Annotated in this window: 27 protein-coding genes; 17 read left to right on the top strand and 10 right to left on the bottom strand. The window is 57.5% G+C overall.

Features of this window, described 5'->3' with window-relative positions; genetic code table 11:
- The first annotated feature begins 81 nt into the window (after positions 1 to 81).
- A complete protein-coding gene (locus KGA85_RS22235; protein WP_223458535.1) occupies positions 82 to 981 on the top strand; it encodes a polysaccharide deacetylase family protein in 900 nt (299 codons plus the stop codon).
- A 95-nt stretch (positions 982 to 1,076) separates the two neighbouring features.
- Here the strand turns inward: KGA85_RS22235 and KGA85_RS22230 are convergent, their stop codons facing one another.
- Positions 1,077 to 1,964, bottom strand: coding sequence for a LysR family transcriptional regulator (locus KGA85_RS22230; RefSeq protein ID WP_116263588.1), 888 nt, complete (start codon positions 1,962 to 1,964; stop codon positions 1,077 to 1,079).
- A gap of 127 nt (positions 1,965 to 2,091) precedes the next feature.
- On the opposite strand from KGA85_RS22230, the gene KGA85_RS22225 reads away from it, so the two are divergent.
- The 10 genes from KGA85_RS22225 (at position 2,092) to KGA85_RS22180 (ending at position 10,696) form a co-directional block, all read left to right on the top strand.
- The gene (locus KGA85_RS22225; RefSeq protein ID WP_056723540.1) at positions 2,092 to 3,231 is read left to right on the top strand and encodes a muconate cycloisomerase family protein; all 1,140 of its coding nucleotides are present in this window, start codon (positions 2,092 to 2,094) and stop codon (positions 3,229 to 3,231) included.
- Between the two features lie 10 nt (positions 3,232 to 3,241).
- On the top strand, positions 3,242 to 3,532 hold the full coding sequence (gene catC, locus KGA85_RS22220; protein WP_060541777.1) for a muconolactone Delta-isomerase: 291 nt from the start codon (positions 3,242 to 3,244) through the stop codon (positions 3,530 to 3,532).
- Positions 3,533 to 3,584: 52 nt separating this feature from the next.
- Positions 3,585 to 4,514 carry a catechol 1,2-dioxygenase gene (gene catA / locus KGA85_RS22215; protein ID WP_223533540.1) on the top strand — a complete coding sequence of 310 codons (930 nt, stop codon included), beginning with the start codon at positions 3,585 to 3,587 and terminating at the stop codon, positions 4,512 to 4,514.
- A gap of 196 nt (positions 4,515 to 4,710) precedes the next feature.
- Entirely contained in the window at positions 4,711 to 5,670 is a 960-nt protein-coding gene (locus KGA85_RS22210; protein ID WP_317848706.1) for an AraC family transcriptional regulator, read from the top strand.
- A gap of 295 nt (positions 5,671 to 5,965) precedes the next feature.
- Positions 5,966 to 7,330: a benzoate 1,2-dioxygenase large subunit gene (gene benA, locus KGA85_RS22205; RefSeq protein WP_223533541.1), complete on the top strand. Its 1,365-nt coding sequence runs from the start codon at positions 5,966 to 5,968 to the stop codon at positions 7,328 to 7,330.
- Positions 7,327 to 7,815: a benzoate 1,2-dioxygenase small subunit gene (gene benB, locus KGA85_RS22200; protein ID WP_223533542.1), complete on the top strand. Its 489-nt coding sequence runs from the start codon at positions 7,327 to 7,329 to the stop codon at positions 7,813 to 7,815. Before benA ends, benB begins: the two co-directional genes overlap by 4 nt.
- 10 nt (positions 7,816 to 7,825) lie before the next feature.
- A complete protein-coding gene (gene benC, locus KGA85_RS22195; protein ID WP_223543375.1) occupies positions 7,826 to 8,839 on the top strand; it encodes a benzoate 1,2-dioxygenase electron transfer component BenC in 1,014 nt (337 codons plus the stop codon).
- Between the two features lie 24 nt (positions 8,840 to 8,863).
- Entirely contained in the window at positions 8,864 to 9,637 is a 774-nt protein-coding gene (locus tag KGA85_RS22190; protein WP_223533544.1) for a 1,6-dihydroxycyclohexa-2,4-diene-1-carboxylate dehydrogenase, read from the top strand.
- Between the two features lie 42 nt (positions 9,638 to 9,679).
- Entirely contained in the window at positions 9,680 to 10,378 is a 699-nt protein-coding gene (locus KGA85_RS22185; RefSeq protein WP_223458549.1) for an alpha/beta hydrolase, read from the top strand.
- A 117-nt stretch (positions 10,379 to 10,495) separates the two neighbouring features.
- Complete coding sequence (locus KGA85_RS22180; protein ID WP_223458552.1) at positions 10,496 to 10,696, top strand: SPOR domain-containing protein; 201 nt, start codon at positions 10,496 to 10,498, stop codon at positions 10,694 to 10,696.
- A 51-nt stretch (positions 10,697 to 10,747) separates the two neighbouring features.
- On the opposite strand, the gene osmE is transcribed toward KGA85_RS22180, so the two are convergent.
- Positions 10,748 to 11,098: an osmotically-inducible lipoprotein OsmE gene (gene osmE, locus KGA85_RS22175; protein WP_223458554.1), complete on the bottom strand. Its 351-nt coding sequence runs from the start codon at positions 11,096 to 11,098 to the stop codon at positions 10,748 to 10,750.
- A gap of 13 nt (positions 11,099 to 11,111) precedes the next feature.
- Positions 11,112 to 11,351, bottom strand: a complete 240-nt coding sequence (locus tag KGA85_RS22170; protein WP_223458556.1) for a hypothetical protein — start codon at positions 11,349 to 11,351, stop codon at positions 11,112 to 11,114.
- Positions 11,352 to 11,656: 305 nt separating this feature from the next.
- On the opposite strand from KGA85_RS22170, the gene KGA85_RS22165 reads away from it, so the two are divergent.
- Positions 11,657 to 11,992, top strand: a complete 336-nt coding sequence (locus KGA85_RS22165) for a hypothetical protein (RefSeq protein WP_223458558.1) — start codon at positions 11,657 to 11,659, stop codon at positions 11,990 to 11,992.
- Between the two features lie 101 nt (positions 11,993 to 12,093).
- Here the strand turns inward: KGA85_RS22165 and KGA85_RS22160 are convergent, their stop codons facing one another.
- Entirely contained in the window at positions 12,094 to 12,654 is a 561-nt protein-coding gene (locus KGA85_RS22160; protein WP_223543374.1) for an RrF2 family transcriptional regulator, read from the bottom strand.
- Positions 12,655 to 12,964: 310 nt separating this feature from the next.
- On the opposite strand from KGA85_RS22160, the gene KGA85_RS22155 reads away from it, so the two are divergent.
- The 5 genes from KGA85_RS22155 (at position 12,965) to KGA85_RS22135 (ending at position 17,803) form a co-directional block, all read left to right on the top strand.
- Positions 12,965 to 14,167 (top strand): NAD(P)/FAD-dependent oxidoreductase, encoded by a 1,203-nt coding sequence (locus KGA85_RS22155; protein ID WP_223543373.1) that lies wholly within the window; start codon positions 12,965 to 12,967, stop codon positions 14,165 to 14,167.
- Positions 14,168 to 14,303: 136 nt separating this feature from the next.
- Entirely contained in the window at positions 14,304 to 15,593 is a 1,290-nt protein-coding gene (locus tag KGA85_RS22150) for an NAD(P)/FAD-dependent oxidoreductase (RefSeq protein ID WP_223543372.1), read from the top strand.
- Between the two features lie 25 nt (positions 15,594 to 15,618).
- On the top strand, positions 15,619 to 16,173 hold the full coding sequence (locus KGA85_RS22145; RefSeq protein ID WP_223458565.1) for a helix-turn-helix domain-containing protein: 555 nt from the start codon (positions 15,619 to 15,621) through the stop codon (positions 16,171 to 16,173).
- A gap of 20 nt (positions 16,174 to 16,193) precedes the next feature.
- Entirely contained in the window at positions 16,194 to 17,540 is a 1,347-nt protein-coding gene (locus KGA85_RS22140) for a glutamine synthetase family protein (RefSeq protein WP_223533545.1), read from the top strand.
- A gap of 17 nt (positions 17,541 to 17,557) precedes the next feature.
- Positions 17,558 to 17,803, top strand: coding sequence for a hypothetical protein (locus KGA85_RS22135; RefSeq protein ID WP_223533546.1), 246 nt, complete (start codon positions 17,558 to 17,560; stop codon positions 17,801 to 17,803).
- Here the strand turns inward: KGA85_RS22135 and KGA85_RS22130 are convergent.
- The 6 genes from KGA85_RS22130 to KGA85_RS22105 all read right to left on the bottom strand — a co-directional run.
- Positions 17,793 to 18,149, bottom strand: a complete 357-nt coding sequence (locus KGA85_RS22130) for an EF-hand domain-containing protein (protein WP_223543371.1) — start codon at positions 18,147 to 18,149, stop codon at positions 17,793 to 17,795. The genes KGA85_RS22135 and KGA85_RS22130 overlap by 11 nt on opposite strands.
- A gap of 105 nt (positions 18,150 to 18,254) precedes the next feature.
- Positions 18,255 to 18,674 carry a hypothetical protein gene (locus KGA85_RS22125; RefSeq protein ID WP_223456814.1) on the bottom strand — a complete coding sequence of 140 codons (420 nt, stop codon included), beginning with the start codon at positions 18,672 to 18,674 and terminating at the stop codon, positions 18,255 to 18,257.
- Positions 18,671 to 19,708 carry a hypothetical protein gene (locus tag KGA85_RS22120; RefSeq protein WP_223543370.1) on the bottom strand — a complete coding sequence of 346 codons (1,038 nt, stop codon included), beginning with the start codon at positions 19,706 to 19,708 and terminating at the stop codon, positions 18,671 to 18,673. Before KGA85_RS22120 ends, KGA85_RS22125 begins: the two co-directional genes overlap by 4 nt.
- 109 nt (positions 19,709 to 19,817) lie before the next feature.
- Positions 19,818 to 20,477 carry a hypothetical protein gene (locus KGA85_RS22115; protein ID WP_223543369.1) on the bottom strand — a complete coding sequence of 220 codons (660 nt, stop codon included), beginning with the start codon at positions 20,475 to 20,477 and terminating at the stop codon, positions 19,818 to 19,820.
- Between the two features lie 219 nt (positions 20,478 to 20,696).
- Positions 20,697 to 21,404: a hypothetical protein gene (locus KGA85_RS22110; RefSeq protein WP_223533263.1), complete on the bottom strand. Its 708-nt coding sequence runs from the start codon at positions 21,402 to 21,404 to the stop codon at positions 20,697 to 20,699.
- Positions 21,379 to 23,167, bottom strand: a 1,789-nt coding sequence (locus KGA85_RS22105; protein WP_223543368.1) for an N-acetylmuramidase domain-containing protein, incomplete at its 5' end; no start/stop codon positions are given. The genes KGA85_RS22105 and KGA85_RS22110, both read right to left, overlap by 26 nt.

The following is a 23,167-nucleotide window of genomic DNA, read 5'->3' as shown; positions in this document are numbered from 1 at the left end:
TGCGGGCCGACGACGGATGAGCGGGCGAAGGATCCTTGCCCATTGAAGTATCGACCGTGATGGTCTGGCCCAAGGCAAAAGATGAAACGACTGTTCAAGTGTTTAACGGTGTGCGCCCTGGCAGTTGGCCTGCTGGGTTGTATCGCAGCACCGATCGAAATGACTCCGCAGACCGAGCAGCGTTTGCAGGCGCAACCGCCTATACGGTTTCTGCTGACGTTCGATGACGGCCCCAGCGCATCGAGTTGGTGGAATCCGACCGTCACGGTACTGGAGAGCCTGGCGCAAAACCCGCTGCAACCGAACATTAAAGCTGTGTTCTTCGTGCAAACCCGGGCTCCGCGAGCCGGTGGCAGCGAATTGGGCCGAGACATCATGCGTCGTGAACATGCCGAAGGTCACATTCTGGGGTTCCACACGGCGACGCCCTGGCACACCAACCATCGCTCGCTGGAGCCGCAGGAGCTGGAACAGTCCCTGACCGATGGCAGCGCCGACATCGCGGCGATCACCGGTGCCCCGCCAACCCTGCTGCGCCCGCCATTCTGGAACTACGACAAACGCACCTTCGCCGCTTATCAGAAGAATGGCCTGCACGTGCTGCTCACCGACTTGAGCGCCAATGACGGCAAGATCTGGGGCTTCAACGCCAGCCCCCGGCGCCGCTCGCACATGCTGCGCTCGATGTCTGAAGTTCGCGAACGCATTGCCCGCGGCGAATTGCCGGTGGTCGATGGGGTGATTCCGGTGGTGGTGACCTTTCACGATCTCAACCGCTATACCGCCCGGCATACCCGTGAATACCTGCAGATTCTGCTCGACAGCGCCCGGGAGACCGGGGTGAAGACCGCCGCCAAGCCGTTTTACGACGACCAGTCCGCGTTGCAGCGTGCGGCCATGGCGCGAACCGTGCGCGACGATTCGCAGCCGGTCGAGCTGCCGGGGTTCTGGAACTGGATCTGGGGCGGGAACGCCCATTAGAAAACGTGCGGATAGGGCCGCTACGCAGCCCGGCGGGGCGGTGCGGCGTTCCGACAAGCCCCCTCGCCACAATATTGGCCAGCCGCTCGATTCGCTTAAGAGGTCGGTGGCAATAGCTCATCAATCATCCGCAAACAATGGTTCAACCCCGGCGATACGTCGCCCACCCGTCGGCTGAGAATGATCGGCGAGGTGGCGTTGTCTTCCAGCAGCGGGGTGAAGCCGATGTCGTCACGGTGCAGCAACTGCACCGAGGCCGGTACCAGCGTGACCCCGATGCCTGCCCCCACCAGACCGATCGCGGTTTGCAGCTCGTTGGTCCATTGCGCGACGTGGATGCTTACGCCGTAGGACTCGAACAGGGCAATCACATGGTCGGCGTAACTCGGCCGTGGATTGCCGGGGTACAGCACAAAGGGTTCCTTGGCCAGTTCCCGCAGGCTGATGGGACCGGCGAGCAATGGGTGCCCGGCGGGCAGGGCGGCTACCAGGCGGTCTTCGGTGAGGACGGTCTGGACGATGGCCGGGTCGTCGATACGGATCCGGCCGAAACCGATGTCGATGCGCCCGGCCTTCAGCGCCTGGACCTGTTGCAGGGTAGTCATTTCCGACAGCCCCAGCTCAAGCTCCAGTGGCTCGCCACTGCGTAACCGGCGGATCAGTTCCGGCAGCACGCCGTACAGCGTCGACGGCGCAAAGCCGATCCCCAGCCAGGTCTTTTCTCCCAACCCGATACGCCGCGTGTTGTCGCAGACCTTGTTCAGTTGTTCGAGCAGGGCGGTGGAGTGCTCATGGAAAAACCGCCCGGCGTCGGTCAACTTCAACGGTCGGCCGCGCTCCAGCAGCATCACCCCCAGTTCGTCCTCCAATTGCTGGATCTGCCGGCTCAAGGGCGGTTGGGCGATGTGCAGCAGCTCGGCGGCGCGGGTGAAGTTGAGGGTTTGAGCCAATACCTGGAAATAACGCAGGTGACGCAGTTCCATGGAGCCTCCAGACGCGGATCGGTTGCATACCTTTAAGGTATCAAGTCAGACCAATTCTATATTGGCATCGGGAAAAAAGCCGTACGAGAATCGATTCCAGAACTTCAAGAACCTGACGGGTATCGAAATGCTTGCAACAGCCATTGAATCGATCGAGACGATCATCGTCGATCTGCCGACCATCCGCCCGCACAAGCTGGCGATGCACACCATGCAGAACCAGACCCTGGTGATCATTCGCGTGCGTTGCGCCGACGGCATCGAAGGCATCGGCGAATCCACCACCATCGGTGGCCTGGCCTACGGCAATGAAAGCCCGGACAGCATCAAGACCAACATCGACACGCACTTCGCACCGCTGTTGATCGGCCAGGACAGCAACAACGTCAATGCTGCCATGTTGCGCCTGGAGCGCAGCATACGCGGCAACACCTTCGCCAAATCCGGTATCGAAACCGCATTGCTCGATGCCTTGGGCAAACGCCTCGGCCTGCCGGTCAGCGAGTTGCTCGGCGGCCGTGTTCGCGACGCGCTGCCCGTGGCCTGGACCCTGGCCAGTGGCGATACCGAGAAGGACATCGCCGAAGCGGAAAAAATGCTCGACCTGCGCCGCCACCGCATCTTCAAACTGAAGATCGGCGCCGGGGAGGTCAACCGCGACCTGGCTCACGTCATCGCCATCAAGAAAGCCCTGGGTGACCGTGCCAGCGTGCGGGTCGACGTCAATCAGGCCTGGGATGAAGCGGTGGCACTGCGGGCCTGCCGGATCCTCGGCACCAACGGCATCGACCTGATCGAACAGCCGATCTCGCGCAACAACCGCGCTGGCATGGCTCGCCTGAATGCGATGAGCCCGGCGCCGATCATGGCCGACGAATCCATCGAATGCGTGGAAGATGCGTTCAACCTGGCCCGCGAAGGCGCGGCTTCGGTGTTCGCCCTGAAGATCGCCAAGAACGGTGGCCCACGTGCTGTATTGCGCACCGCCTCTATCGCTGAAGCGGCCGGTATCGCCCTGTACGGCGGCACCATGCTTGAAGGTGGCCTGGGCACCATGGCCTCGGCCCATGCCTTCGTCACCCTGAACAAACTGGCGTGGGACACCGAGCTGTTCGGCCCGTTGCTGCTGACCGAAGACATTCTCAGCGAACCGCTGGTGTACCGCGATTTTGAACTGCACGTGCCGAACACCCCGGGTCTGGGCCTGAGCCTGGATGAGGAGCGCCTGGCGTTCTTCCGCCGCGACAAGACCATTCATCAAGCCTGAGGAGAGCATTATGCTGTTCCACGTAAAAATGACCGTGAACCTGCCGGTCGACATGAACCCGGAGGCAGCCGCCAAACTCAAGGCTGACGAGAAAGCCCTGGCCCAGCGCCTGCAGGAGCAGGGCAAGTGGCGCCACCTGTGGCGCATCGCCGGGCACTACGCCAACTACAGCGTGTTCGATGTCGACAGCGTTCAGGAACTGCATGACCTGCTGATGCAATTGCCACTGTTTCCGTACATGGCCATCGAGATCGACGCGCTGTGCCGGCATCCTTCTTCCATCCGTGACGATGACCGCTGAGCCCAGCCTGTTCAGCGCGCTACCCTAATAATTACAAGATGAGGAACCCAGAATGAACGTCAAGATTTCCCACACTGCCGAAGTCCAGAAATTTCTCGAAGAGGCCAGCGGCCTGCACAACGACGCTGGCGACCCACGGACCAAGGCATTGGTCTACCGCATCCTGCGTGATTCGGTAAACATCATCGAAGACCTGGCCGTTACCCCGGAAGAGTTCTGGAAAGCCGTCAACTACCTCAACGTGCTGGGCGCTCGCCAGGAAGCCGGGCTGGTGGTGGCTGGTCTCGGTCTGGAGCACTACCTCGACCTGTTGATGGACGCCGAAGACGAGCAGGCCGGCAAGTCCGGCGGCACCCCGCGCACCATCGAAGGCCCACTGTACGTGGCCGGTGCGCCGCTGTCGGTTGGCGAAGCGCGTCTGGATGACGGCGTCGATCCGGGTGTGACCCTGTTCATGCAAGGCCGCGTGTTCAACACCGCTGGCGAACCTTTGGCCGGCGCCGTGGTAGACGTCTGGCATGCCAATACCGGTGGTACCTACTCGTACTTCGACACCGCCCAGTCGGAATTCAACCTGCGTCGCCGCATCGTTACCGACGCCGAAGGCCGCTACCGTTTCCGCAGCATCGTGCCGTCGGGCTACGGTTGCCCACCGGATGGTCCGACCCAGCAACTGCTCGATCAACTGGGCCGTCATGGCCAGCGCCCGGCGCACGTGCACTTCTTCATTTCCGCGCCGGATCATCGCCACCTGACTACCCAGATCAATCTGGATGGCGAAAAGTACCTGCATGACGATTTCGCCTACGCCACCCGTGACGAGCTGATCGCCAAAATCACCTTCAGCGATGATCAGCAGCGCGCGGCGGCCCATGGTGTGAGCGGTCGCTTTGCCGAAATCGAGTTCGATTTCACCCTGCAGTCGTCGGCCCAGCCTGAAGAACAGCAGCGCCACGAGCGGGTCCGCGCACTGGAGGACTGATAACAAATCCATATGGGAGCGAGCCTGCTCGCGAAGACGGAGTCAGCTTCAACTTCAATGTTGACTGACACTCCGCTTTCGCGAGCAGGCTCGCTCCCACAAGGGGTTTTGGTTAACTGTCTGGAAAACCTCAAGCGACTGATGCAGTGTTCTAGAATGGCCCGACGCAACCTATAACAACAATGAGAGTGACCCGATGATGCAAGCTCAACTGTTGAGTCAGCGCAGCAGAGTATTCGACCAGGCCGACCCTTATGCGGTGTCGGGCTACGTCAATCAGCACGTCGGTAACCACTGCATTCTCATGCCCCGAGCCGGCAGCCCGCTGGCCAGCCTTGATCATCGCAAGTTCGCCAGCCTCGACCTGTGCCGCATCAGCTACGGCGCCAGTGTGCGCGTGACGTCCGGTGCGCTGGACAGCATTTATCACCTGCAAGTGCTGTTGCGCGGCAATTGCCTGTGGCGCGGCCACGGCCAGGAACATTACTTCGCTCCCGGCGAATTGCTGCTGATCAACCCCGACGATCCGGTGGACCTGACGTATTCCGCCGATTGCGAAAAATTCATCCTCAAAGTCCCGACCCGCTTGTTTGAATCGGTCTGCGATGAGCAGCGCTGGCGCTATCCGGGGCAGGGCGTGCGGTTTCTGGAAAACCGTTATCAGCTCGATGAACTGGAAGGTTTCGTCAACCTGCTGGCAATGATCTGCCAGGAGGCCGAATCCACCGAGCAGATCCCCAGGGTGCAGGAGCATTACACGCAGATCATCGTCAGTAAGATGCTCAGCCTGATGAAAACCAATGTCTGCCGCCTCGAACTGGGCTCGCAGACGGCCACGTTCGAAGCGATTGCCGATTACATCGCCAATAACCTCAAGCAGGACATCGACAGCGAAGCACTGGCGCGCCAGGCGCACATGAGCCTGCGCTCGTTGTACGGACTGTTCGAGCGCAATGCCGGCCTTACGCCGAAAAACTACCTGCGTCAGAAACGCCTGGAACGCATCAACGCCTGCCTGAGCGACCCGACCTGCAACGTGCGCAACGTCACCGAAGTGGCGATGGATTACGGCTTCCTGCACCTGGGGCGGTTCTCCGACAGCTACCGCAAGCAGTTCGGCGAATTGCCATCCGATACCCTCAAGCGCCGGCATTGAGGCCGACACTTCCAACATTCATGTCGCCTGACCCGACGCCTTCGTCGGAGCGCCGCCCGGAGCAAGCCCGCTCCCACAGGTTTAGTGGCTGGACACAAGTTTTGCGTTCAACCCAAATCACTGTGGGAGCGGGCTTGCCCGCGAAGAGGCCCGTACATTCAACATTGATGTCGCCCTGACACAACGCCAAACCCCTGCACAAAACGGATAAAGGTCTGCACCCCGCGGATATTCCAGCCTGCCCCCTCGTCCTAGCATGACCCCTGCCTGAACAATAACAATGGAGGCGGCGGCCATGACCCTGCGACCCGAATACGTGCATTCCCTGCTTGAAGACGATCCCGAGCAGGGCCTCTATCGCTGCAAACGCGAGATGTTCACCGACCCCCGGTTGTTCGACCTGGAGATGGAACACATCTTCGAGGGCAACTGGCTCTACCTGGCCCACGAAAGCCAGATCCCCAACATCAACGATTTCTACACCACCACCATGGGGCGCCAGTCGATCTTCATCGCGCGTAACAAGGACGGTGTACTCAACGCCTTCATCAATGCCTGTAGTCACCGCGGCGCGACCCTGTGCCGACACAAGTCCGGCAACAAGAGCTCATACACCTGCCCGTTCCACGGCTGGACCTTCAACAACTCCGGCAAGCTGCTCAAGGTCAAGGATCCGGCCAACGCTGGCTACCCGGCGAGCTTCAACTGCGAAGGCTCCCATGACCTGACCAAGGTTGCGCGTTTCGAGTCCTATCGCGGCTTCCTGTTCGGCAGCCTGAAAGCCGATGTGCTGCCACTGGTCGAGCACCTGGGCGAGTCGGCGAAGATCATCGACATGATCGTCGACCAGTCCGCCGATGGCCTGGAAGTGCTGCGCGGCTCCTCCAGCTACATCTACGAAGGCAACTGGAAACTCACCGCCGAAAACGGTGCCGACGGCTACCACGTCAGCTCCGTGCACTGGAACTACGCGGCCACCCAGAACCAGCGCAAACAGCGTGAAGCGGGTGACACCAACCCGACCATGAGCGCCGGCAGCTGGGCCAAGCAGGGCGGCGGTTTCTATTCCTTCGACAAGGGCCACATGCTGCTCTGGACCCGTTGGGCAAACCCCGAGGACCGTCCACTGTACGAGCGTCGCGATGAGCTGGCGCAAGACTTTGGCAAGGCCCGCGCCGACTGGATGATCGAGAACTCGCGCAACCTGTGCCTGTACCCGAACGTGTACCTGATGGACCAGTTCAGCTCGCAGATCCGCATCGCCCGGCCGATCTCGGTCAACCGCACGGAAATCACCATCTACTGCATCGCCCCCAAAGGCGAAAGCGATCACGCCCGTTCGAGCCGGATTCGTCAGTACGAGGATTTCTTCAACGTCAGCGGCATGGCTACGCCCGACGATCTGGAAGAGTTCCGCTCCTGCCAGACCAGTTACCAGGGCAGCGTCACCACCTGGAACGACATGTCCCGTGGCGCCGAACACTGGATTGAAGGTGCCGACGAGGCAGCCAAGGAAATCGACCTGCATCCGCTGCTCAGTGGCGTGCGCACCGAAGACGAGGGCCTGTTCGTGCTGCAACACAAGTACTGGCAGCAGACCATGCTCAAGGCCCTGGCGGCCGAGCAGTCGAAGTTGATCGCCGTGGAGGACGTGCAATGACCATTTCCTATGAAGCAGTGCGCGATTTCCTCTTTCGCGAAGCACGCTACCTCGATGACCGCCAGTGGGACGAATGGCTGGAAATGTACGCCCCCGACGCGACGTACTGGATGCCGTCCTGGGACGACAACGACGAATTGACCGAGGACCCGCAGCGGGAAATCTCGCTGATCTGGTACGGCAACCGCACGGGCCTGGAAGACCGCATCTTCCGCATCAAGACCGAGCGCTCCAGCGCCAGCGTGCCGGACACCCGCACCTCCCACAACATCAGCAACATCGAGCTGCTCGAACAGAGCGACGGACTGTGCAAGGTGCGCTTCAACTGGCACACCCTGAGTTTTCGCTACAAGACCGTCGACAGCTATTTCGGCAGCAGTTTCTACACCCTCGATATTCGCGGTGAAAATCCGCTGATCAAGGCCAAGAAAGTGATCCTGAAGAACGACTACGTTCGCCAGGTCATCGATGTCTACCACTTGTGAGACTGCCGTCATGACCCATTCCATTGCGTTCAATTTTGAAGACGGCGTCACCCGGTTCATCGACGCCAACGCCGGCGAAACCGTGGCCGATGCCGCGTACCGCCAGGGCATCAACATCCCGCTGGACTGCCGCGACGGCGCTTGCGGTACCTGCAAGTGTTTTGCCGAAGTCGGCACCTACGATCTGGGTGAGGAATACATCGAAGACGCCCTCAGCCCTGAAGAGGCCGCACAGGGTTTTGTCCTGACCTGCCAGATGCGTGCGCAGAGCGATTGCGTGGTGCGCGTACCGACGTCCTCTGAGGTCTGCCGTACCCGTCAGGCCAGCTACGACGCGACCATCAGCGCCGTGCGCCAGTTGTCCGACAGCACCATCGCGCTGTCGATCAAGGGCGATTCCCTGAGCAAGCTGGCGTTCCTGCCGGGGCAATATGTGAACCTGGGCATTCCCGGCAGCGAGCAGACCCGCGCCTACTCGTTCAGCTCGTTGCAGCGCGACGGCGAGGTCAGCTTCCTGATCCGCAACGTGCCGGGTGGCTTGATGAGCAGCTTCCTGACCGGCATGGCCAAGGCCGGCGACTGCATGAGCCTGGCAGGTCCCTTGGGCAGTTTCTATCTGCGTGACATCCGTCGGCCGCTGTTGCTGCTGGCCGGTGGTACCGGGCTGGCGCCGTTCACTGCGATGCTGGAGAAGATCGCCGAGCAGGGCAGCGATCATCCGCTGCATCTGATCTACGGCGTGACCCACGATTTCGACCTGGTGGAAATCGACCGCCTCGAAGCCTTTGCCGCGCGCATCCCCAACTTCACCTTCAGCGCCTGCGTCGCCAGCCCCGAGAGCCAACACCCGCTCAGGGGCTACGTGACCCAGCACATCGAGCCAAAGCATTTGAACGATGGCGACGTCGACGTCTACTTGTGCGGCCCGCCGCCGATGGTCGAGGCCGTCAGCCAGTTCATTCGCGAACAAGGCATCGCGCCTGCCAACTTTTACTTCGAAAAATTCGCCGCCAGTGCGGCGTGAGTCGCGTTGTTGTGGGAGACAGAGATGAACAGATTTCACGAAAAAGTCGCCCTGATCACCGGCGCTGCCCAAGGCATCGGGCGACGGGTGGCCGAGCGTATGGCCGCCGAAGGGGCGAAGCTGATCCTGGTGGATCGCTCCGAACTGGTGTTCGAAGTCCAGCAACAGTTGGCGTCAACCACCCAGGTACTGGCCCTGACCGCCGACCTTGAACAATACGAGGAATGCAGTCGGGTGATGCAAACCGCCGTCGAGCGCTTCGGTCGCCTTGATGTGCTGGTCAATAACGTCGGCGGCACGATCTGGGCCAAGCCGTTCGAGCACTATGAAGCGTCGCAGATCGAGGCCGAGGTTCGCCGTTCGCTGTTCCCGACCTTGTGGTGTTGCCATGCCGCGCTGCCGTTCATGCTGGAGCAGGGCAGTGGTGCGATCGTCAACGTATCTTCCATCGCCACCCGCAGCCTCAACCGCGTGCCCTACGGTGCGGCAAAGGGAGGGGTCAATGCCTTGACCGCTTGTCTGGCGTTTGAAACCGCCGGTCGCGGCGTGCGGGTCAACGCCACGGCGCCTGGCGGCACCGAAGCACCGCCGCGACGCATACCCCGCAACGGTGCCGAGCAGAGTGAGCAGGAAAAACTCTGGTACCAGCAGATCGTCGACCAGACCCTCGACAGCAGTCTGATGAAACGCTACGGCACCCTGGATGAGCAGGCGGGGGCTATTCTGTTTCTGGCCAGCGACGATGCGTCCTATATCACCGGCATGGTCATGCCCGTGGGCGGTGGCGATCAGGGCTGAGGCGAGCGACAGACAATCCCATCCGCAAACGGAGTCATGGTGATGAGTGACAAACCCACGATCGTGCTGGTCCATGGTTTTTGGGGCGGCGCTGCCCACTGGAACAAGGTCATCGTCAAATTGCTCAGCCGGGGCGACACGCACATTCGTGCTGTCGAGTTACCGCTGACGTCCTTGGCCGAGGATGCCGAACGCACGCGCAAGATGGTCGCCCAGGTGCCCGGTCCGGTGCTGCTGGTGGGGCATTCCTATGGTGGCGCGGTGATTACCGAAGCTGGCGACCAGCCGAATGTGGTGGGCCTGGTGTACATCGCCGCTTTCGCGCCGGACATTGGTGAAAGTCCCGGAGGCATCACGCAACGGCACCTGCCTGCGGCAGCGGCTAACCTGACGCCGGATAGCGACGGTTACCTGTGGGTCAAGCCTGAGCTCTACCACGAGAGCTTCTGTCAGGACCTACCGGCGACTGAAGGGATCGTCATGGGCCTCACCCAGAAAGCGCCGCTGGCGAGTACCTTCGGCGACACCATTGGCACGGTGGCCTGGAAGAACAAGCCATCGTGGTATCAGATCTCGACCGCAGACCGGATGATCGCGCCACAGAACCAGCAATGGATGGCCGCGCGACTCAACGCCCGGGAAATTCTGACCTTGAATGCCAGCCATGCGTCCTTGGCGTCGATGCCCGCCGAAGTGGCGGCATTGATCGACAGGGCAGCGACGGCGTTGACCCAAGGCTAGGGTCCACATGCAACCGGAGTGGGGAGTTTCCATGGCGACGTCTGGTCGGTATTTTGGACAAGGGTGGGTGTAAGGTAAGCAAGTCAACCTGAGATCACTGCCCAAGAGGAGGTGACTATGAGCGTTCCGATGCTGAACAAAATGCACATGAACGGTTACGACGTACTCAGCGTCAACAACGGCCCCTGGCGGGTGTGCACCCAGGGCGACCGGCTGGGCTCGTTTGCCAGTCGGGAAGAAGCACTGGCGTTTGCCGCGTCGCTGCCCGGCTACAGGGCGCGTGCTGGCAGGCCTGCGGGCAGCCTTCAAACAAAATGAAATCAGGCCCGAAGCCCCGGTTCTCCGGGGCTTTTTCATGATGCAACGACGCTAGTAGCCGCCGCCTCCGCTGGGGCGGGAGGGTTCCCGGGCCTTTTGTTGCGTGTGGCTCCATTCCGCGCAGGTCATGAAGCTTTTGTGGTCGACCATGCCCCGGCCGTCAAAGCTGACATTGAACGTTTGTTGATGGCCGGACTGAGTCAGTTTGTAGTCAAAGCACGTACCGGGTTCGACGCTACGATCGCTGATCGCCAGCGGCTGGCCGCCGATTTGCCGGACTTGCTCCTGGGTCATGCCGGTGTCGACTTTCGCGACCAGCGGCTGATCCTGGTAGATCGAGTTGGTGCTGCAGCCTGCCAACGCGGTCAGTACGACGACCAGCGTGAATAGAGGCCTGTTCATGGCAGCGCTCCCGCTATTGAGTCTTGTTGCGGCTAATGACCTTGGCTTTCACTTCCTCGGCGTAGCCGGACAGTTTTGCTTCATCTCCCTGAAACAAAGAACACAGTTTCTGAACGGCTTGCGCGTCGATGTCGTTGCCGAGCAGGCGCAATTGCTGCTCGATGCGCAACAGCTCCACGGCCGACCAGCGCAAATCTGACGCAAGCCCTTGCAGATCACGCCGAAGTTCCTGTTCCGATTCGTTAAGCCACATGATGACCTCCTGAACTCCTCACTCCGGAATTTTAGACCTGTTTTGCGTGCCGGATGTTGTGTTTGTCTGATTCAGCGGGGTTTCCTTTGGTCGGGAAAAAACTGATATCGGCTCATCAACTCATCGGGCCGCAATGGGAGCGAGTCATGCAATGGCCGCATGGAGCCTGCGAAAGATGGATGCCTTATCTGAACGCAAGGAACTAACCGGGCAAAGTGATATCAATGAAAGTCGCCGAATCGTTGGGGATGGATGTAGGGACGACGGCGAGCTACATTCTCTTTTTTCTAATTTAAGGAAGCAGCATGCGGATGTTGATGGGGGGAGTCGTGCTGGCATTGCTGGCCGGGTGTTCGTTGCCCGCTTCACTGGTACCGGGCGAGCCGAATGTCAGCAAGCACAGCGCGAAGGTGCCAAAAGAGTATGCGGCGTGTGTTTTGCCTGCCTGGCAAAAGGAAGTAGCGAATACGACCCAGGTTTCGATATCCAACGGATTTCGCATCACTGCGCCGAGTGTGATCACGGCCGACGAAGTACTGGATATCGTGAAGTACAAGGACGGCAGCCAGATTTCACTGTATCAGGGGCCACCTTGGGCCAAATCTGGCGACCTGCGCAAAATCGTGCACGACTGTTTGTAAGTTGTAAGCGCGGGACAGTGAAAATCGGTCGCCGACCGTTTTTCGACTCAATTGAGAAAAAACCGGATGCCTGGCGTGCATCCGGTTTTTTTTTGTGTGGATCAGTCTACAAGGTTGGTAGTCGGGATGATTTGCTCGCTCGCCTGGGCAGCACTTTTACGTTCCCGACGCTCGTTCATCCAGCTTTCCACTTTGACGCCGAACTCCGGCGGGGCCTTGCGCCCGAATTTCCTGGCGATGTCGAGGATGGTTTGTTGGGCGAGGGCTTCTTCCATGCGTTTCTGCGCAACCATCATCGCACCATTGATCGCGCACAGTCCGTCCAATGCCCATTCCGGCGGGGTGCCGTCAAACACTGCGCAACGGCCACGGATCTCCCGGCAATCGAAAATCGACTTGCGGCCGTCGATGGCATTGACGATATCCAGCAAGGTGATTTCGTCAGCGGGCCGGGCCAGCTTGAAGCCGCCGCGCACGCCTTCGGTGGCGACCACCAGATTGGCCTTGGCCAGCTTGGTGAAGATTTTCGCCAGATAGTCCTGGGGGACGCCTTGCAGATCGGCAAGGTCGCGCACGCTCGCTTCGCGCGAGTCGCCGCCATTGCCCACCAGGAAAAGCAGGCAGTGGATGCCGTACTCGACACCCGCGCTGTAAAGAGACATGCAGATCTCCGACTGAATTAGTCGCAAATTCTAGCAGCCGAAAGCAAGTCAGGCAACGAATCCCTCCTCGTTCAATCTTTTTTCATGACAGCGAACGCATCTTCTGATGCGCTGAATACAGGGTGTTCAGGTGATGGATCAGGGTTTTCGATGGTCACCATCGGTAAAAACCTGTTGCAGGATTTAACTTGGATTAATAGAGTCGTAGTTATTCGATAGGAGTGGCAGGCACTTATCCGGGTACAACCCGGCGGCGGTCCGTAACGCACTCAACGATTTTCAACACTTGGTTATCCCCCAGGAGTCAAAAATGAAGCAGCACATTCTGGTAATCGGCGCAGGTTTCGGTGGCATGTGGACCGCTTTGAGTGCCACGCGCCTGTTCGACATTCACGGCCACAACGACGTTGAAGTGACCGTGCTGGCTCCTCAGGCCGAACTGCGTGTGCGTCCGCGCTTCTATGAGCCGAACGCCTACCAACTGGCCGCGCCGATTGGCGACTTGTTCGATGCCGTAGGGGTCAAGTTCATCCAGGGCGCGGTGCAGACCATCGACGTCGAGCAAAAACAGGTCGGCTATGTCGATGCCACAGGTGCCCGGCAAGTCTGCAGCTACGACAAACTCGTTCTGGCCACCGGCAGTCGCCTGGCTTCGCCGAACACTCCGGGCGTGGCCGAACATGCGTTCGACGTCGATCAGATCGAACAGGCCGTGCATCTGGAAAACCACCTCAAGGCGCTGGCCAATCAGCCCGAAAGCAAGGCGCGCAACACCGTGGTGGTAGCCGGTGGCGGTTTCACCGGGATCGAAACGGCGACTGAAATGCCGAGCCGCCTGCGGGCCATCCTCGGCGACCGTGCCGACATCGATGTGATCATCGTTGACCGCGGCGATAGAATTGGCGGTTCGATGGGTGAGGAAATCGCCGAATCGATCGTCGAGGCCAGCCTGGCAACCGGCGTGAAATGGCACTTGAAAGCCTCGGTTGTGTCGGTCGATGCCAACGGCGTGACCCTGTCCGACGGTGCTCGAATCGACGCAAACACCGTGGTCTGGACCACCGGCGTTCGCGCGAGCTCCCTGACCGAGCAGATTCCGGCCGAGCGCGATCACCTGGGGCGTCTGCATGTCGACGCACACCTGAAAGTCATTGGCCAGGACGACATCTTCGCCACCGGCGATGTCGCCTACGCGGCCAGTGACGAGATCGGCAACCACGCCTTGATGACCTGCCAGCACGCCATTGTCCTGGGGCGTCACGCCGGCAATAACGTGGCGGCACAGATCCTCGGTGTGGACCCGACGCCGTACAGCCAGCCGAAATACGTGACCTGCCTGGACCTCGGGGCCTGGGGCGCGGTGTACACCGAGGGTTGGGATCGTCAGGTCAAGTTGGTCAAGGAGGAAGCCAAGTCGCTGAAAACCCAGATCAACACCCAATGGATCTACCCGCCAGCAGCGAACCGCGACACCGCGTGGGCCGCAGCGGATCCGTTGATCCCGATTGCCTGATACGGTCGCTGACGCGTCTGATTAAACCTCCCGCCCAGGTCTTCTTGGGCGGGTTTTTTTTGCGTGGCATTTGCCTGTGTGAAATTTACCGTGTATTTTTTCATGAAATTAAAAATACAAAATTTCATGAGGCCGTATGTTTCAGCAATCCACCCGGCATGTCGCCAGTTACTACGCCCATACCTGCGCCGATCGTCTGGTCGATCGAGCCGCACTGGAAGGTGAGCAAGACACTGAAGTGCTGATCATCGGGGCCGGTTTCAGTGGATTGCACACGGCTTTGCGCCTGGCGCTGGCCGGCAAGCGCGTGACCTTGCTCGAAGCCAGCCGGGTGGCCTGGGCCGCGTCCGGGCGTAATGGCGGCCAGGCGATTCTCGGCTGGTCGTGCGACATGCCACCGCTGGAAGCGGCGCTGGGTTACGAACGGGCGCGGCGCTTGTGGGACGGCATGCGCTGGGCCGCACGCGAGCTGCGTGACTTTCCCGGCCGCCATGAGTTCGATTGCGACTACCGCGCCGGTCATCTCTGGACCTCGGTGATGCCCCGTCGGGTAGGCCTGCTGACCGAATGGCAACACGAGGCCAGCCACAAGTGGGGCCACGACAAACTGCAATTTATCGAACGCAGCGATTTGCCGCAGTGGGTTGCCAGCGAGCGTTATCAGGCCGGCCTGTTCGATCCCGAGGGCGGGCATCTGAATCCGCTGAAACTGGCCCTGGGCCTTGCCGAAGCGATCGAGCGGGCCGGTGGGCGCATCCACGAGCAAAGCAAGGCGCTGAACTATGGCGAGGAGGGCGACGGGTTTGTGGTGACCACCGAGCGCGGTCGTATTCGCGCCGATGTGCTGGTGCTGGCGTGCAACGCTTACCTCGACCGACTCGACCCACAACTGGCCAGTTGCGTGTTGCCGGTCGGGACCTATCAGGTCGCGACTGCGCCGCTCACCGAGGAGCAAGCCACCGCGCTGCTGCCGAGCAACGTGTGCGTGACCGACAACCAGTTCGTACTCGATTATTTCCGGCGCACCCCGGATAACCGCCTGTTGTTCGGCGGCGGTTGCACTTACTTGGGCGGCATGCCGAAGGACATCGCCGCCGCGACCCGGCCGTTCCTGGAGCGCGTGTTCCCGCAACTCACCGGCGTCGGGCTGGAGTTTGCCTGGGGCGGCCACATCGACCTGACCCTCAAACGCACGCCGGATATCGGCCGCCGTGGCGATCTGTACTGGATGCAGGGGTATTCCGGGCATGGCGTGCTGCCGACACTGGCCGCGGCGCGGGCGGTGTCCGACGCGGTACTCGGTCAGCCCGACGAGCTGTCCCTGTACCAAGGCCTGAACAACGGCAGTTTTCCCGGCGGCAAATACCTGGCCGCGCCGCTGGAAGCCATCGGCAAGGCCTGGTATCGACTGCGCGACAGCATTTGAAGCGACACTTTCTGGAAGCCTCTTGATGGACATGCAAGAAGAAATCTCGGCGCTGGCGATCCTGATCCAGGACCTGCGCAAACACAAAAAGTACACCCTGAAGGAACTGGCGGACAAAATCGGTCGCTCCGTGGGTTTTCTGTCCCAGGTCGAGCGCGGCCTGTCGCGCCCGACCGTGGCGGACTTGACCGCCATCAGCGAAACCCTGGGGGTGCCGACCACCTATTTCTACAGCCTGCCCAAACCCATGGCCTTGTCCTGGGTCACCCGCCCCGACGAGCGCCGCACGCTGTACTACGCCGACGGCATCACCGACATCCTCGTCTCGCCAAAGATGCGCGCGTCCTTTTCGATGCTCGAAAGCCAGCTCGAGCCTGGTGCCAGCAGCGGTGACCGGCACATGAAGGACAGCTCCGAGCAGGGCGGTTACGTCCTGGAAGGGCAGTTGACCCTGTGGCTCGACGACAATGACCCGGTGACCCTGCATCCCGGCGACAGCTTTCAACTGGCCAGCCATGCGCACTGCCGCTACGGCAACCTGTCCGACCAACTGACCCGTGTGCTTTGGGTTTACACCTGATAACGACAAGGAACAAAACGATGGATGCTGTGTGCTCTGAACTGCTGGCCGAGGTTCGCAATTTCCGCCACACCAACCCCGAAGTGCGTTACGTCGACCTGATCTCCCTGGACATTCCGGGGCATTTCTACGGCAAGCGCTACCCGATCGAGATGCTGGAAAAAGTCGCTGCCGGCAGTGCACTGAAGCTGCCGCAGAACTGCGTGCTGCTCGGCACCCAGGGCGGGCTGTTCAAGATCGGTGATTACTGCTTCAACGATGGTGACCCGGATGCGCTGCGCCGTTTGGTGCCTGGCACCTTGAAGCTGGTGAGCTGGGAAAAGCAGCCCTTGGGCCAGATGCTGATCACCTCCGACGGCACCGAAAAACCTATTGAATTCGAACCCCGCGAAGTGCTGGCGCAGGTGCTGGACCGGCTCAAGCGCAAGGGCATTTTCCCGGTGGTGGCCTTCGAGCTGGAGTTTTACCTGTTCGACAGTCGCTTGAAGGACGGCTTGCCGCAGTTCCCCCGTGATGAGCTGACCGGCGATGCCGATGATCAGCCGAACATGCACATCGAACGCTTGTCGCGCTTCGCCCCGGTGCTCGATGAAATGGTCGAGACAGCGCGAGCCCAAGGCGTCGATGCCACGGTGATCACCGCCGAGCTCGGCCCGGGCCAGTTCGAAATCAACTTCGGCCATTGCGATGACGGCCTGCGCGCCGCCGACTGGGCGGCCCTGTTCTGCCGCAGTACCCGGGGCGTGGCGCTCAAGCACAACTACCGCGCCAGCTTCATGGCCAAACCTTACTTGCAACACCCCGGCAGCGGCATGCACGTGCATGTCAGCCTGTATGACCAGGCTGGCAACAACCTGCTGGCGGCGAACGGCCAGCGGGCGCTGCGCCATGCGGTGGCCGGTTGCCTGGATGTATTGCCGCACTGCATGCCGATTTTTGCTCCGAACCACAACGCCATGCGCCGCTTGAGCGCCACGGTGAACGTCGCGTCCCGCGCCAGTTGGGGCTTCGAGGATCGCGATGCCTGCTTGCGCATTCCGGAGTCGGACATCAAGAACCTGCGCATTGAACATCGCCTGGCGGGCGCCGATGCCAACCCCTATCTGGCGTTGGCGGCGATTCTGGTGGGGTTGGAGCAAGGCCTGGAAGGGGAGCGCGAGCCGATTGCACCGCTCAACGAAGACCGCAGTAGTGGCATCGATTTTCCGCTGGAAATGCTCGAAGCGGTGCAGTCCATGCAAAATCATGCATCGCTGCGCGAAGGCTTGGGGGCGGAGTTCGTGGACGTCTACTGCGAAAACAAGCGTCAGGATCATCTGGCATTTCTGCATGACATCAGCGCACGGGAGTATCGCTGGTTTCTGTAGTCGCCCCTAGAAAATATGTGGATATTGAAGGGGTTAGAAAGATTAGTAACTGGATAGTGAATAAAAATATCTTGTTACAGGCCGAAATATTCCGTAATATCCGCGCCGCGTTCACCACCACGGTTTATGCATTTTTAAATCCCAGGCGTCCATCAGCTGCCTGGGATTTTTTTTGCCTGAAAATTGAGACCGCCATGGCCCCCTTCATGGGTGTCGGCCGAGCGACCGGACAGGCGGGTTTTCTCTCGATTCCTATTTCATGATCCTCTGTTTCTCCGCCAACCAGTTCAAGTGCGGAGTCGAACCGCTATGGCCAAGCAAGTCATCCAGCGCGTTCCACTTCTGTGGCTGGTGATACCACTCACTTTCCTTGTGGATGATCAGTTGCGAAATTGACTGCGCATGGGCCGGCAGGCGGATGGCTGCCTGCAGTTCCTCGGCGGTCATTTTGCCGTCGCGGTTGCGGTCGATGGTGTCGAACAGTCGGCTCTTGACCGGTCCTTTGTCTTCAGCGTCGGCCATGGGGCGGTAGCGTTCGAGTTGCGTTTCGTTGAATTGGCGGATGTTGCTGTAGCACGAGGCCGGGACCAGGGGGTTGAGCCGAGGCAAGGTACCGACTTCTTCGCGTACCCAGCCGTCGAGGCAATACCCGTTACCAATTCTTTGATTAGAACTCTTCAGTACCGAGTTTTTTCAATTATTTCTTCCGCTAAGTCAGTTTAGTCTCCTTGCGCTAGAGCATTGGAGATCGCTAATGTTTCCCTCTGCAATTGGGATCACGCATTCCCTTACTTCCTCACCCGTAGGTTCCAAAGGCGTAATGCTTAAAGTTAAGTGGATGCCATCTTTTTCAAAAGTTATATCTTGAAAACCTGCATAAGCAAATCCTGTTGAGAACGGCTTACCTTCAAAGCTACATAAATGCATGCTTGATAGCACGCTAAGCTTAGCGCCTGCATTCACTACCTCGACTTCAAGGCAATCATCTTCGAATGTCTTTATATATCGAACCAGCGTGCCTTTAATTCTTCCGGAGTTTACTTCGGATGCTGCGGAGTAATTCACCTCAGCTCTTGCAGTTTGAAATGATGCAAGAGCAAGGAGAAAAATATACACTAATTGTTTAATTTTCAATTCTCCAAATATTCAGAGCGCTTGTAGAATCTATCGTTCGGGACAGTAGTCCAGTTTTCTCGCGTACGTACAGCTTTTGAAAAGTTTACAATGTCATTTTCAGCAATGAATGACTGTAAGGCTCTTCTTGAATCACTAGTGTAGTCCCCTCTATATATGAGGTCGATCGTTATGTCTTTGATTTTTTCATCGGTTGCCTCCCAATTTACTTCTCCATACAGTCTGATGACATCAGGCTTTTGAGAGATGCGTAAAACTTCATTTTTCATAAAATCATATATAGGTAAAAACAAAACGTACTGCTGTCTTCTAGATATAATCGTGGTTTTTATCTCGTTGCTAGCACCATCTAGGTAGTTTTTAGCAACTTGACCTTTTAACCCTTTAGCACCGACGAGCCAACTTAGGAAAGGTTCAGTTATTCCTACATGTACTAGGTCCGCTTGGGGGTTGGGGCGTTGTCCAAGGTCATAACCTCGTCCAATTGTGATCCCCGAAGCGCCACCTGGCCAATGCACTTTTCGACTAAAGTAACGATGTCCCGTATGCGAGGGGTCTGCAATATCATTACCTTCCACATCAAAGGTCAGTTGACCATAAGGCACTTTTAACCAACTTAAGTCATTATCATCAACAATTGCGAAAAAGCTCCCCGCCAACCCCACCGGTTGAAAGTGAAACACCTTCCCCCATGACGGTAACCCGACTTTCTCCGCCACCTCACTCCACCAACTTATCTGCTTGATCCGCTGCTTCTCCGCCAACCAGTTCAAATGCGGCGTCGAGCCGCTATGGCCGAGCAACTCGTCCAGCGCGTCCCACTTCTGTGGCTGGTGATACCACTCGCTTTCCTTGTAGATGATCAGTTGCGATATCGATTGCGCATGGGCCGGCAGGGTGATGGCTGCCTGCAGCTCCTCGGCGGTCATTTTGCCGTCGCGGTTGCGGTCGATGATGTCGAACAGGCGGCTCAACGCTGCCGGCTCACCCCGCAACGAAGCGGCCAGCACGTCTTGGAGCGACGCAATATTCATGTGTTGATTGACGCGTTCCTATTTGTGGTAATTGACTTCTCCGCTCAACTTGACTTTCGCGCCAGTCGACAGTTTTGCGAGAATGTCGCTGTGAATACTTCGCAAAGCACTAGTTGTCATTCAGATTTTGTCTTAAGAACTCACGCTGAATGTTGTCCAAATTGAAGATGTTGTTCTCAATTATAGTGCGATAGTCTTCTTTGTTATTAGCGTCAGGCGGGTCGCAAATTAGAAGATTGTCAAATGAGGACGCCGGAGAATCTGCAAATTTCAACATGCCTTCCACATATTTTTTTGCTCTAGGAATCTCAGTGGTTAAATGAAATTCAGGGTAGAGTTGGTTTTTCCACCTGCCATCCCGCGTAAACGTGCCACCGCAAAATTCACCAGTTTCTCTTGCTATAATGCAACCACTGCGTAAATCCACCAGCTCGCAGTAGGCGACCTCGTGGTGTATTACTGAGCCGCTTGAGGTTTCTACTTCGCCGGATTCGATTTGGTTCAGCAACACAAAATTACCGTCTGGTGACAATTCGGGGAGATCTATTTTTTCAAATGTCCCACCATTGTCTATTTCTCCACGAAGGACTCGTATAGTTTTACCGTTGTTAAGTATCGTCAGGGTACGATATCGTTTGCCAATCGGGTCGCTATACTGAAGATGCTCAATGCACGATGTTTTTTTTACTCCGACAAATTCAGTTGAGGCGTATCCAAAATTTCCGGGGTTAAGCGGAATTGCTAATAACATTGCGAGGTGGTGTTTCATAATTTATTCTTCAGGCTTCTATAACGAAGATCTGCATCAGTCATGCGACGTGATGGGCCATAAATTTCCAATAAAGCAGATTCGTACCTTGCATGATTTACTCCCCAGTGTGCCGGATTGTCAGCCAAGGTCCGGTGCATGTTATGAAAGATTTTAAGAGCATTACCAAAGTCATTTGCAACATTGCCGGGACGATTAGCGTGATAACTTTCTCAAGCATCAAAGTATATCTGCCAGTAGAATCCACCCACTATCATCAAGATGATCCAAAGACTCATGCTGAATTTTTATCCATCCATTTTTGAAGTCGATCACTCTTACGCTGTCTCCTTGGATCAAGTGCATCCCCGAAAAACTTATTGAATTGGGGTTGTGTAATATCTGAGCTTTTCTGGTGGTTATTATTGCATTGAATGGCTGTTCAAGATTTAAAGCGTTTTGGCCGAAAACTTGCCTCTTGGTAAGGGTTTCAAAGTGTAGTTCCGCCAGTTGCTTTGAAGTCACTACTAGTTTCATTTGTTTAGGAGGGGTGTCTGGTGAGGCGGCATTCAGCTTAATTAATGAGTAGGATTTAGTGATGTGTTTGGCATCAATATCAAATCCAATCAGGTAAATGTTGTTCGGGTATTCAAAATATATTTGAAAGCCATCGCTAGATGACTCAAGTCGCATACTTCCCTCAGTTATATCGGACTCGTCTAGTAACGTAGTGTTTCTTGATATTGGAGTGCCCCCTCCATCATTCCTATATACAAATATGGCAATTTCTTCATTGTTTTTAGTAATACATATCAGGTTTTTTTTTGTTTCTAGTTTGTGGGGGGTGATCAGGCTGGAAGTGCTTTTGCATTCTTCAGCTGAAACGCCAAATATAATTAGCGTTATTGCAACTGCTAATGCTTTACCAATTTTGTTTGAGGTTTTCATAAGTGCTCCTTATTTTTGTGTCGTATCCAATTTGACTCTTTCCGTTATATTTTTGCGCAATTAGGGTCCAGTCCTTATCTTTCATTGGCCCTATAAGATTTTTTTCCTTGGTCAAGAAGATCTTGAAGTATTGCAAATGCTGCAATGCGCAGTAATTTTGAGCTTTCTCCAAATCATCTGCGCTCTCATAGAGATGCCGATAATATTCGCCCATAACTTGAAACTTACCCCAAGAGCATGACTTGATGGCGGCTGCTCGATTAATTTCGCGCGCCCGTTTCAATCTTGAATACTGATCATCAAGTGAGCCGTATGAATACGATGCTTCATAAGTATGTACTATCTTCGGCTCTGCATTAGAAAGTGCATCAACTTCAGATGATGGCATCCCGTCAGCGAGTAAAAAACGACGCATGTAGTGACGCTCATAAAGAATGAGGGCATGTTTTTCTCCTGGTCTGTATTCTTTAAACGGAACTTTATCTCCCGTTTCGGCCAATGCGATGGCTCTTAGTACTTCTTTTTCAACACCAAGTTCATTAGCAAGCAACTCAAAATGTTTTTTTGTTACATCAGTCAATCCTGTTTGGCAGGGCGCATCTATTAGTCCTTGCTGATAGCAGTAACATTTTTTTTGATTATCGTTTAGGTGCGCTGTAATCCCCACCGGATGAAAGTGATACACCTTCCCCCATGACGGCAACCCCACTTTCTCCGCCACCTCACTCCACCAACTTATCTGCTTGATCCGCTGTTTCTCCGCCAACCAGTTCAAATGCGGCGTCGAGCCGCTATGGCCGAGCAACTCGTCCAGCGCGTCCCACTTCTGTGGCTGGTGATACCACTCGCTTTCCTTGTAGATGATCAGTTGCGATATCGATTGCGCATGGGCCGGCAGGGTGATGGCTGCCTGCAGCTCCTCGGCGGTCATTTTGCCGTCGCGGTTGCGGTCGATGATGTCGAACAGTCGGCTCTTGACCGGTCCCTTGTCTTCAGCGTCGGCCATGGGGCGGTAGCGTTCGAGTTGCGTTTCGTTGAATTGGCGGATGTTGCTGAAGAACGAGGCGAGGGCATGTCGGGGCGTGCCGTAGTCGTAGATGATGTCGTAGCCTTCCCACGACCAGGGATTGAGCCAGGGCGTGACGCCTACTTCTTCGCGCACCCAGCCGTCGAGCAGGTTGTTGTCCGCGTCGTGCAGCAGGCCGTCCAGGCGATACCAGGTGCGGGCGTTGTGGCTCGGGCTGGCCGGCACCTGGATTTTTCGGTCGGCTGACAGAGCATCCAGCACACTTTTGGGGACCAGCAGGTCGGCGGCGCTGAGTGGGCTGGAGGCACTCGCCATCTGCAGGCGAGCGGCCGTGGCATATTCTTCATGAGGCACGACCGCGGTGCCTCTGGCCAGCTTCAGCCAGGTCTTGTCTTTATCTGGCAGGCGCTGGGCCCAGGTACGGCTGTCCTCGATGAATACATCGACCTCATCGCCACTGAACACTTCCAGGTGCAGTTTCTCTTCCGGGTGCTCGGCACGGCATTCGTGATATCGACCGATATGGCCTATCAGATTCCCGGCCTTGATCGGTAGCGGGTGGTCGAGCACCACCACCTGATCTGTCAGCGCTGCTGGCTCTCCCTGCAGCGACGCGGCCAGCACGTATTGGCTGATGCTTTCCAGCTTGCGAAACTCGCCTTCACCACTGATGGTGATTTCCGTTCCTTGCCTCAAATGGAGCAAATCACGACCGTTGAGATCGAAGCGGGACCGA

The organism is Pseudomonas sp. GL-B-12 (genome assembly GCF_019955895.1).
In the GTDB taxonomy this organism is placed as follows: domain Bacteria; phylum Pseudomonadota; class Gammaproteobacteria; order Pseudomonadales; family Pseudomonadaceae; genus Aquipseudomonas.
The sequence above is the reverse complement of the archived record's forward strand: the minus strand, read 5'-3'. Positions and strand labels throughout refer to the sequence as shown.

What these genes read in the sequence shown, in the direction of transcription:
- KGA85_RS22235 (WP_223458535.1), top strand. Translation starts at nt 82, where the DNA reads ATGAAACGACTGTTCAAGTGTTTAACGGTGTGCGCCCTGGCAGTTGGC.
- KGA85_RS22230 (WP_116263588.1), bottom strand. Translation starts at nt 1,964, where the DNA reads ATGGAACTGCGTCACCTGCGTTATTTCCAGGTATTGGCTCAAACCCTC.
- KGA85_RS22225 (WP_056723540.1), top strand. Translation starts at nt 2,092, where the DNA reads ATGCTTGCAACAGCCATTGAATCGATCGAGACGATCATCGTCGATCTG.
- catC (WP_060541777.1), top strand. Translation starts at nt 3,242, where the DNA reads ATGCTGTTCCACGTAAAAATGACCGTGAACCTGCCGGTCGACATGAAC.
- catA (WP_223533540.1), top strand. Translation starts at nt 3,585, where the DNA reads ATGAACGTCAAGATTTCCCACACTGCCGAAGTCCAGAAATTTCTCGAA.
- KGA85_RS22210 (WP_317848706.1), top strand. Translation starts at nt 4,711, where the DNA reads ATGATGCAAGCTCAACTGTTGAGTCAGCGCAGCAGAGTATTCGACCAG.
- benA (WP_223533541.1), top strand. Translation starts at nt 5,966, where the DNA reads ATGACCCTGCGACCCGAATACGTGCATTCCCTGCTTGAAGACGATCCC.
- benB (WP_223533542.1), top strand. Translation starts at nt 7,327, where the DNA reads ATGACCATTTCCTATGAAGCAGTGCGCGATTTCCTCTTTCGCGAAGCA.
- benC (WP_223543375.1), top strand. Translation starts at nt 7,826, where the DNA reads ATGACCCATTCCATTGCGTTCAATTTTGAAGACGGCGTCACCCGGTTC.
- KGA85_RS22190 (WP_223533544.1), top strand. Translation starts at nt 8,864, where the DNA reads ATGAACAGATTTCACGAAAAAGTCGCCCTGATCACCGGCGCTGCCCAA.
- KGA85_RS22185 (WP_223458549.1), top strand. Translation starts at nt 9,680, where the DNA reads ATGAGTGACAAACCCACGATCGTGCTGGTCCATGGTTTTTGGGGCGGC.
- KGA85_RS22180 (WP_223458552.1), top strand. Translation starts at nt 10,496, where the DNA reads ATGAGCGTTCCGATGCTGAACAAAATGCACATGAACGGTTACGACGTA.
- osmE (WP_223458554.1), bottom strand. Translation starts at nt 11,098, where the DNA reads ATGAACAGGCCTCTATTCACGCTGGTCGTCGTACTGACCGCGTTGGCA.
- KGA85_RS22170 (WP_223458556.1), bottom strand. Translation starts at nt 11,351, where the DNA reads ATGTGGCTTAACGAATCGGAACAGGAACTTCGGCGTGATCTGCAAGGG.
- KGA85_RS22165 (WP_223458558.1), top strand. Translation starts at nt 11,657, where the DNA reads ATGCGGATGTTGATGGGGGGAGTCGTGCTGGCATTGCTGGCCGGGTGT.
- KGA85_RS22160 (WP_223543374.1), bottom strand. Translation starts at nt 12,654, where the DNA reads ATGTCTCTTTACAGCGCGGGTGTCGAGTACGGCATCCACTGCCTGCTT.
- KGA85_RS22155 (WP_223543373.1), top strand. Translation starts at nt 12,965, where the DNA reads ATGAAGCAGCACATTCTGGTAATCGGCGCAGGTTTCGGTGGCATGTGG.
- KGA85_RS22150 (WP_223543372.1), top strand. Translation starts at nt 14,304, where the DNA reads ATGTTTCAGCAATCCACCCGGCATGTCGCCAGTTACTACGCCCATACC.
- KGA85_RS22145 (WP_223458565.1), top strand. Translation starts at nt 15,619, where the DNA reads ATGGACATGCAAGAAGAAATCTCGGCGCTGGCGATCCTGATCCAGGAC.
- KGA85_RS22140 (WP_223533545.1), top strand. Translation starts at nt 16,194, where the DNA reads ATGGATGCTGTGTGCTCTGAACTGCTGGCCGAGGTTCGCAATTTCCGC.
- KGA85_RS22120 (WP_223543370.1), bottom strand. Translation starts at nt 19,708, where the DNA reads ATGAATATTGCGTCGCTCCAAGACGTGCTGGCCGCTTCGTTGCGGGGT.
- KGA85_RS22115 (WP_223543369.1), bottom strand. Translation starts at nt 20,477, where the DNA reads ATGAAACACCACCTCGCAATGTTATTAGCAATTCCGCTTAACCCCGGA.
- KGA85_RS22110 (WP_223533263.1), bottom strand. Translation starts at nt 21,404, where the DNA reads ATGAAAACCTCAAACAAAATTGGTAAAGCATTAGCAGTTGCAATAACG.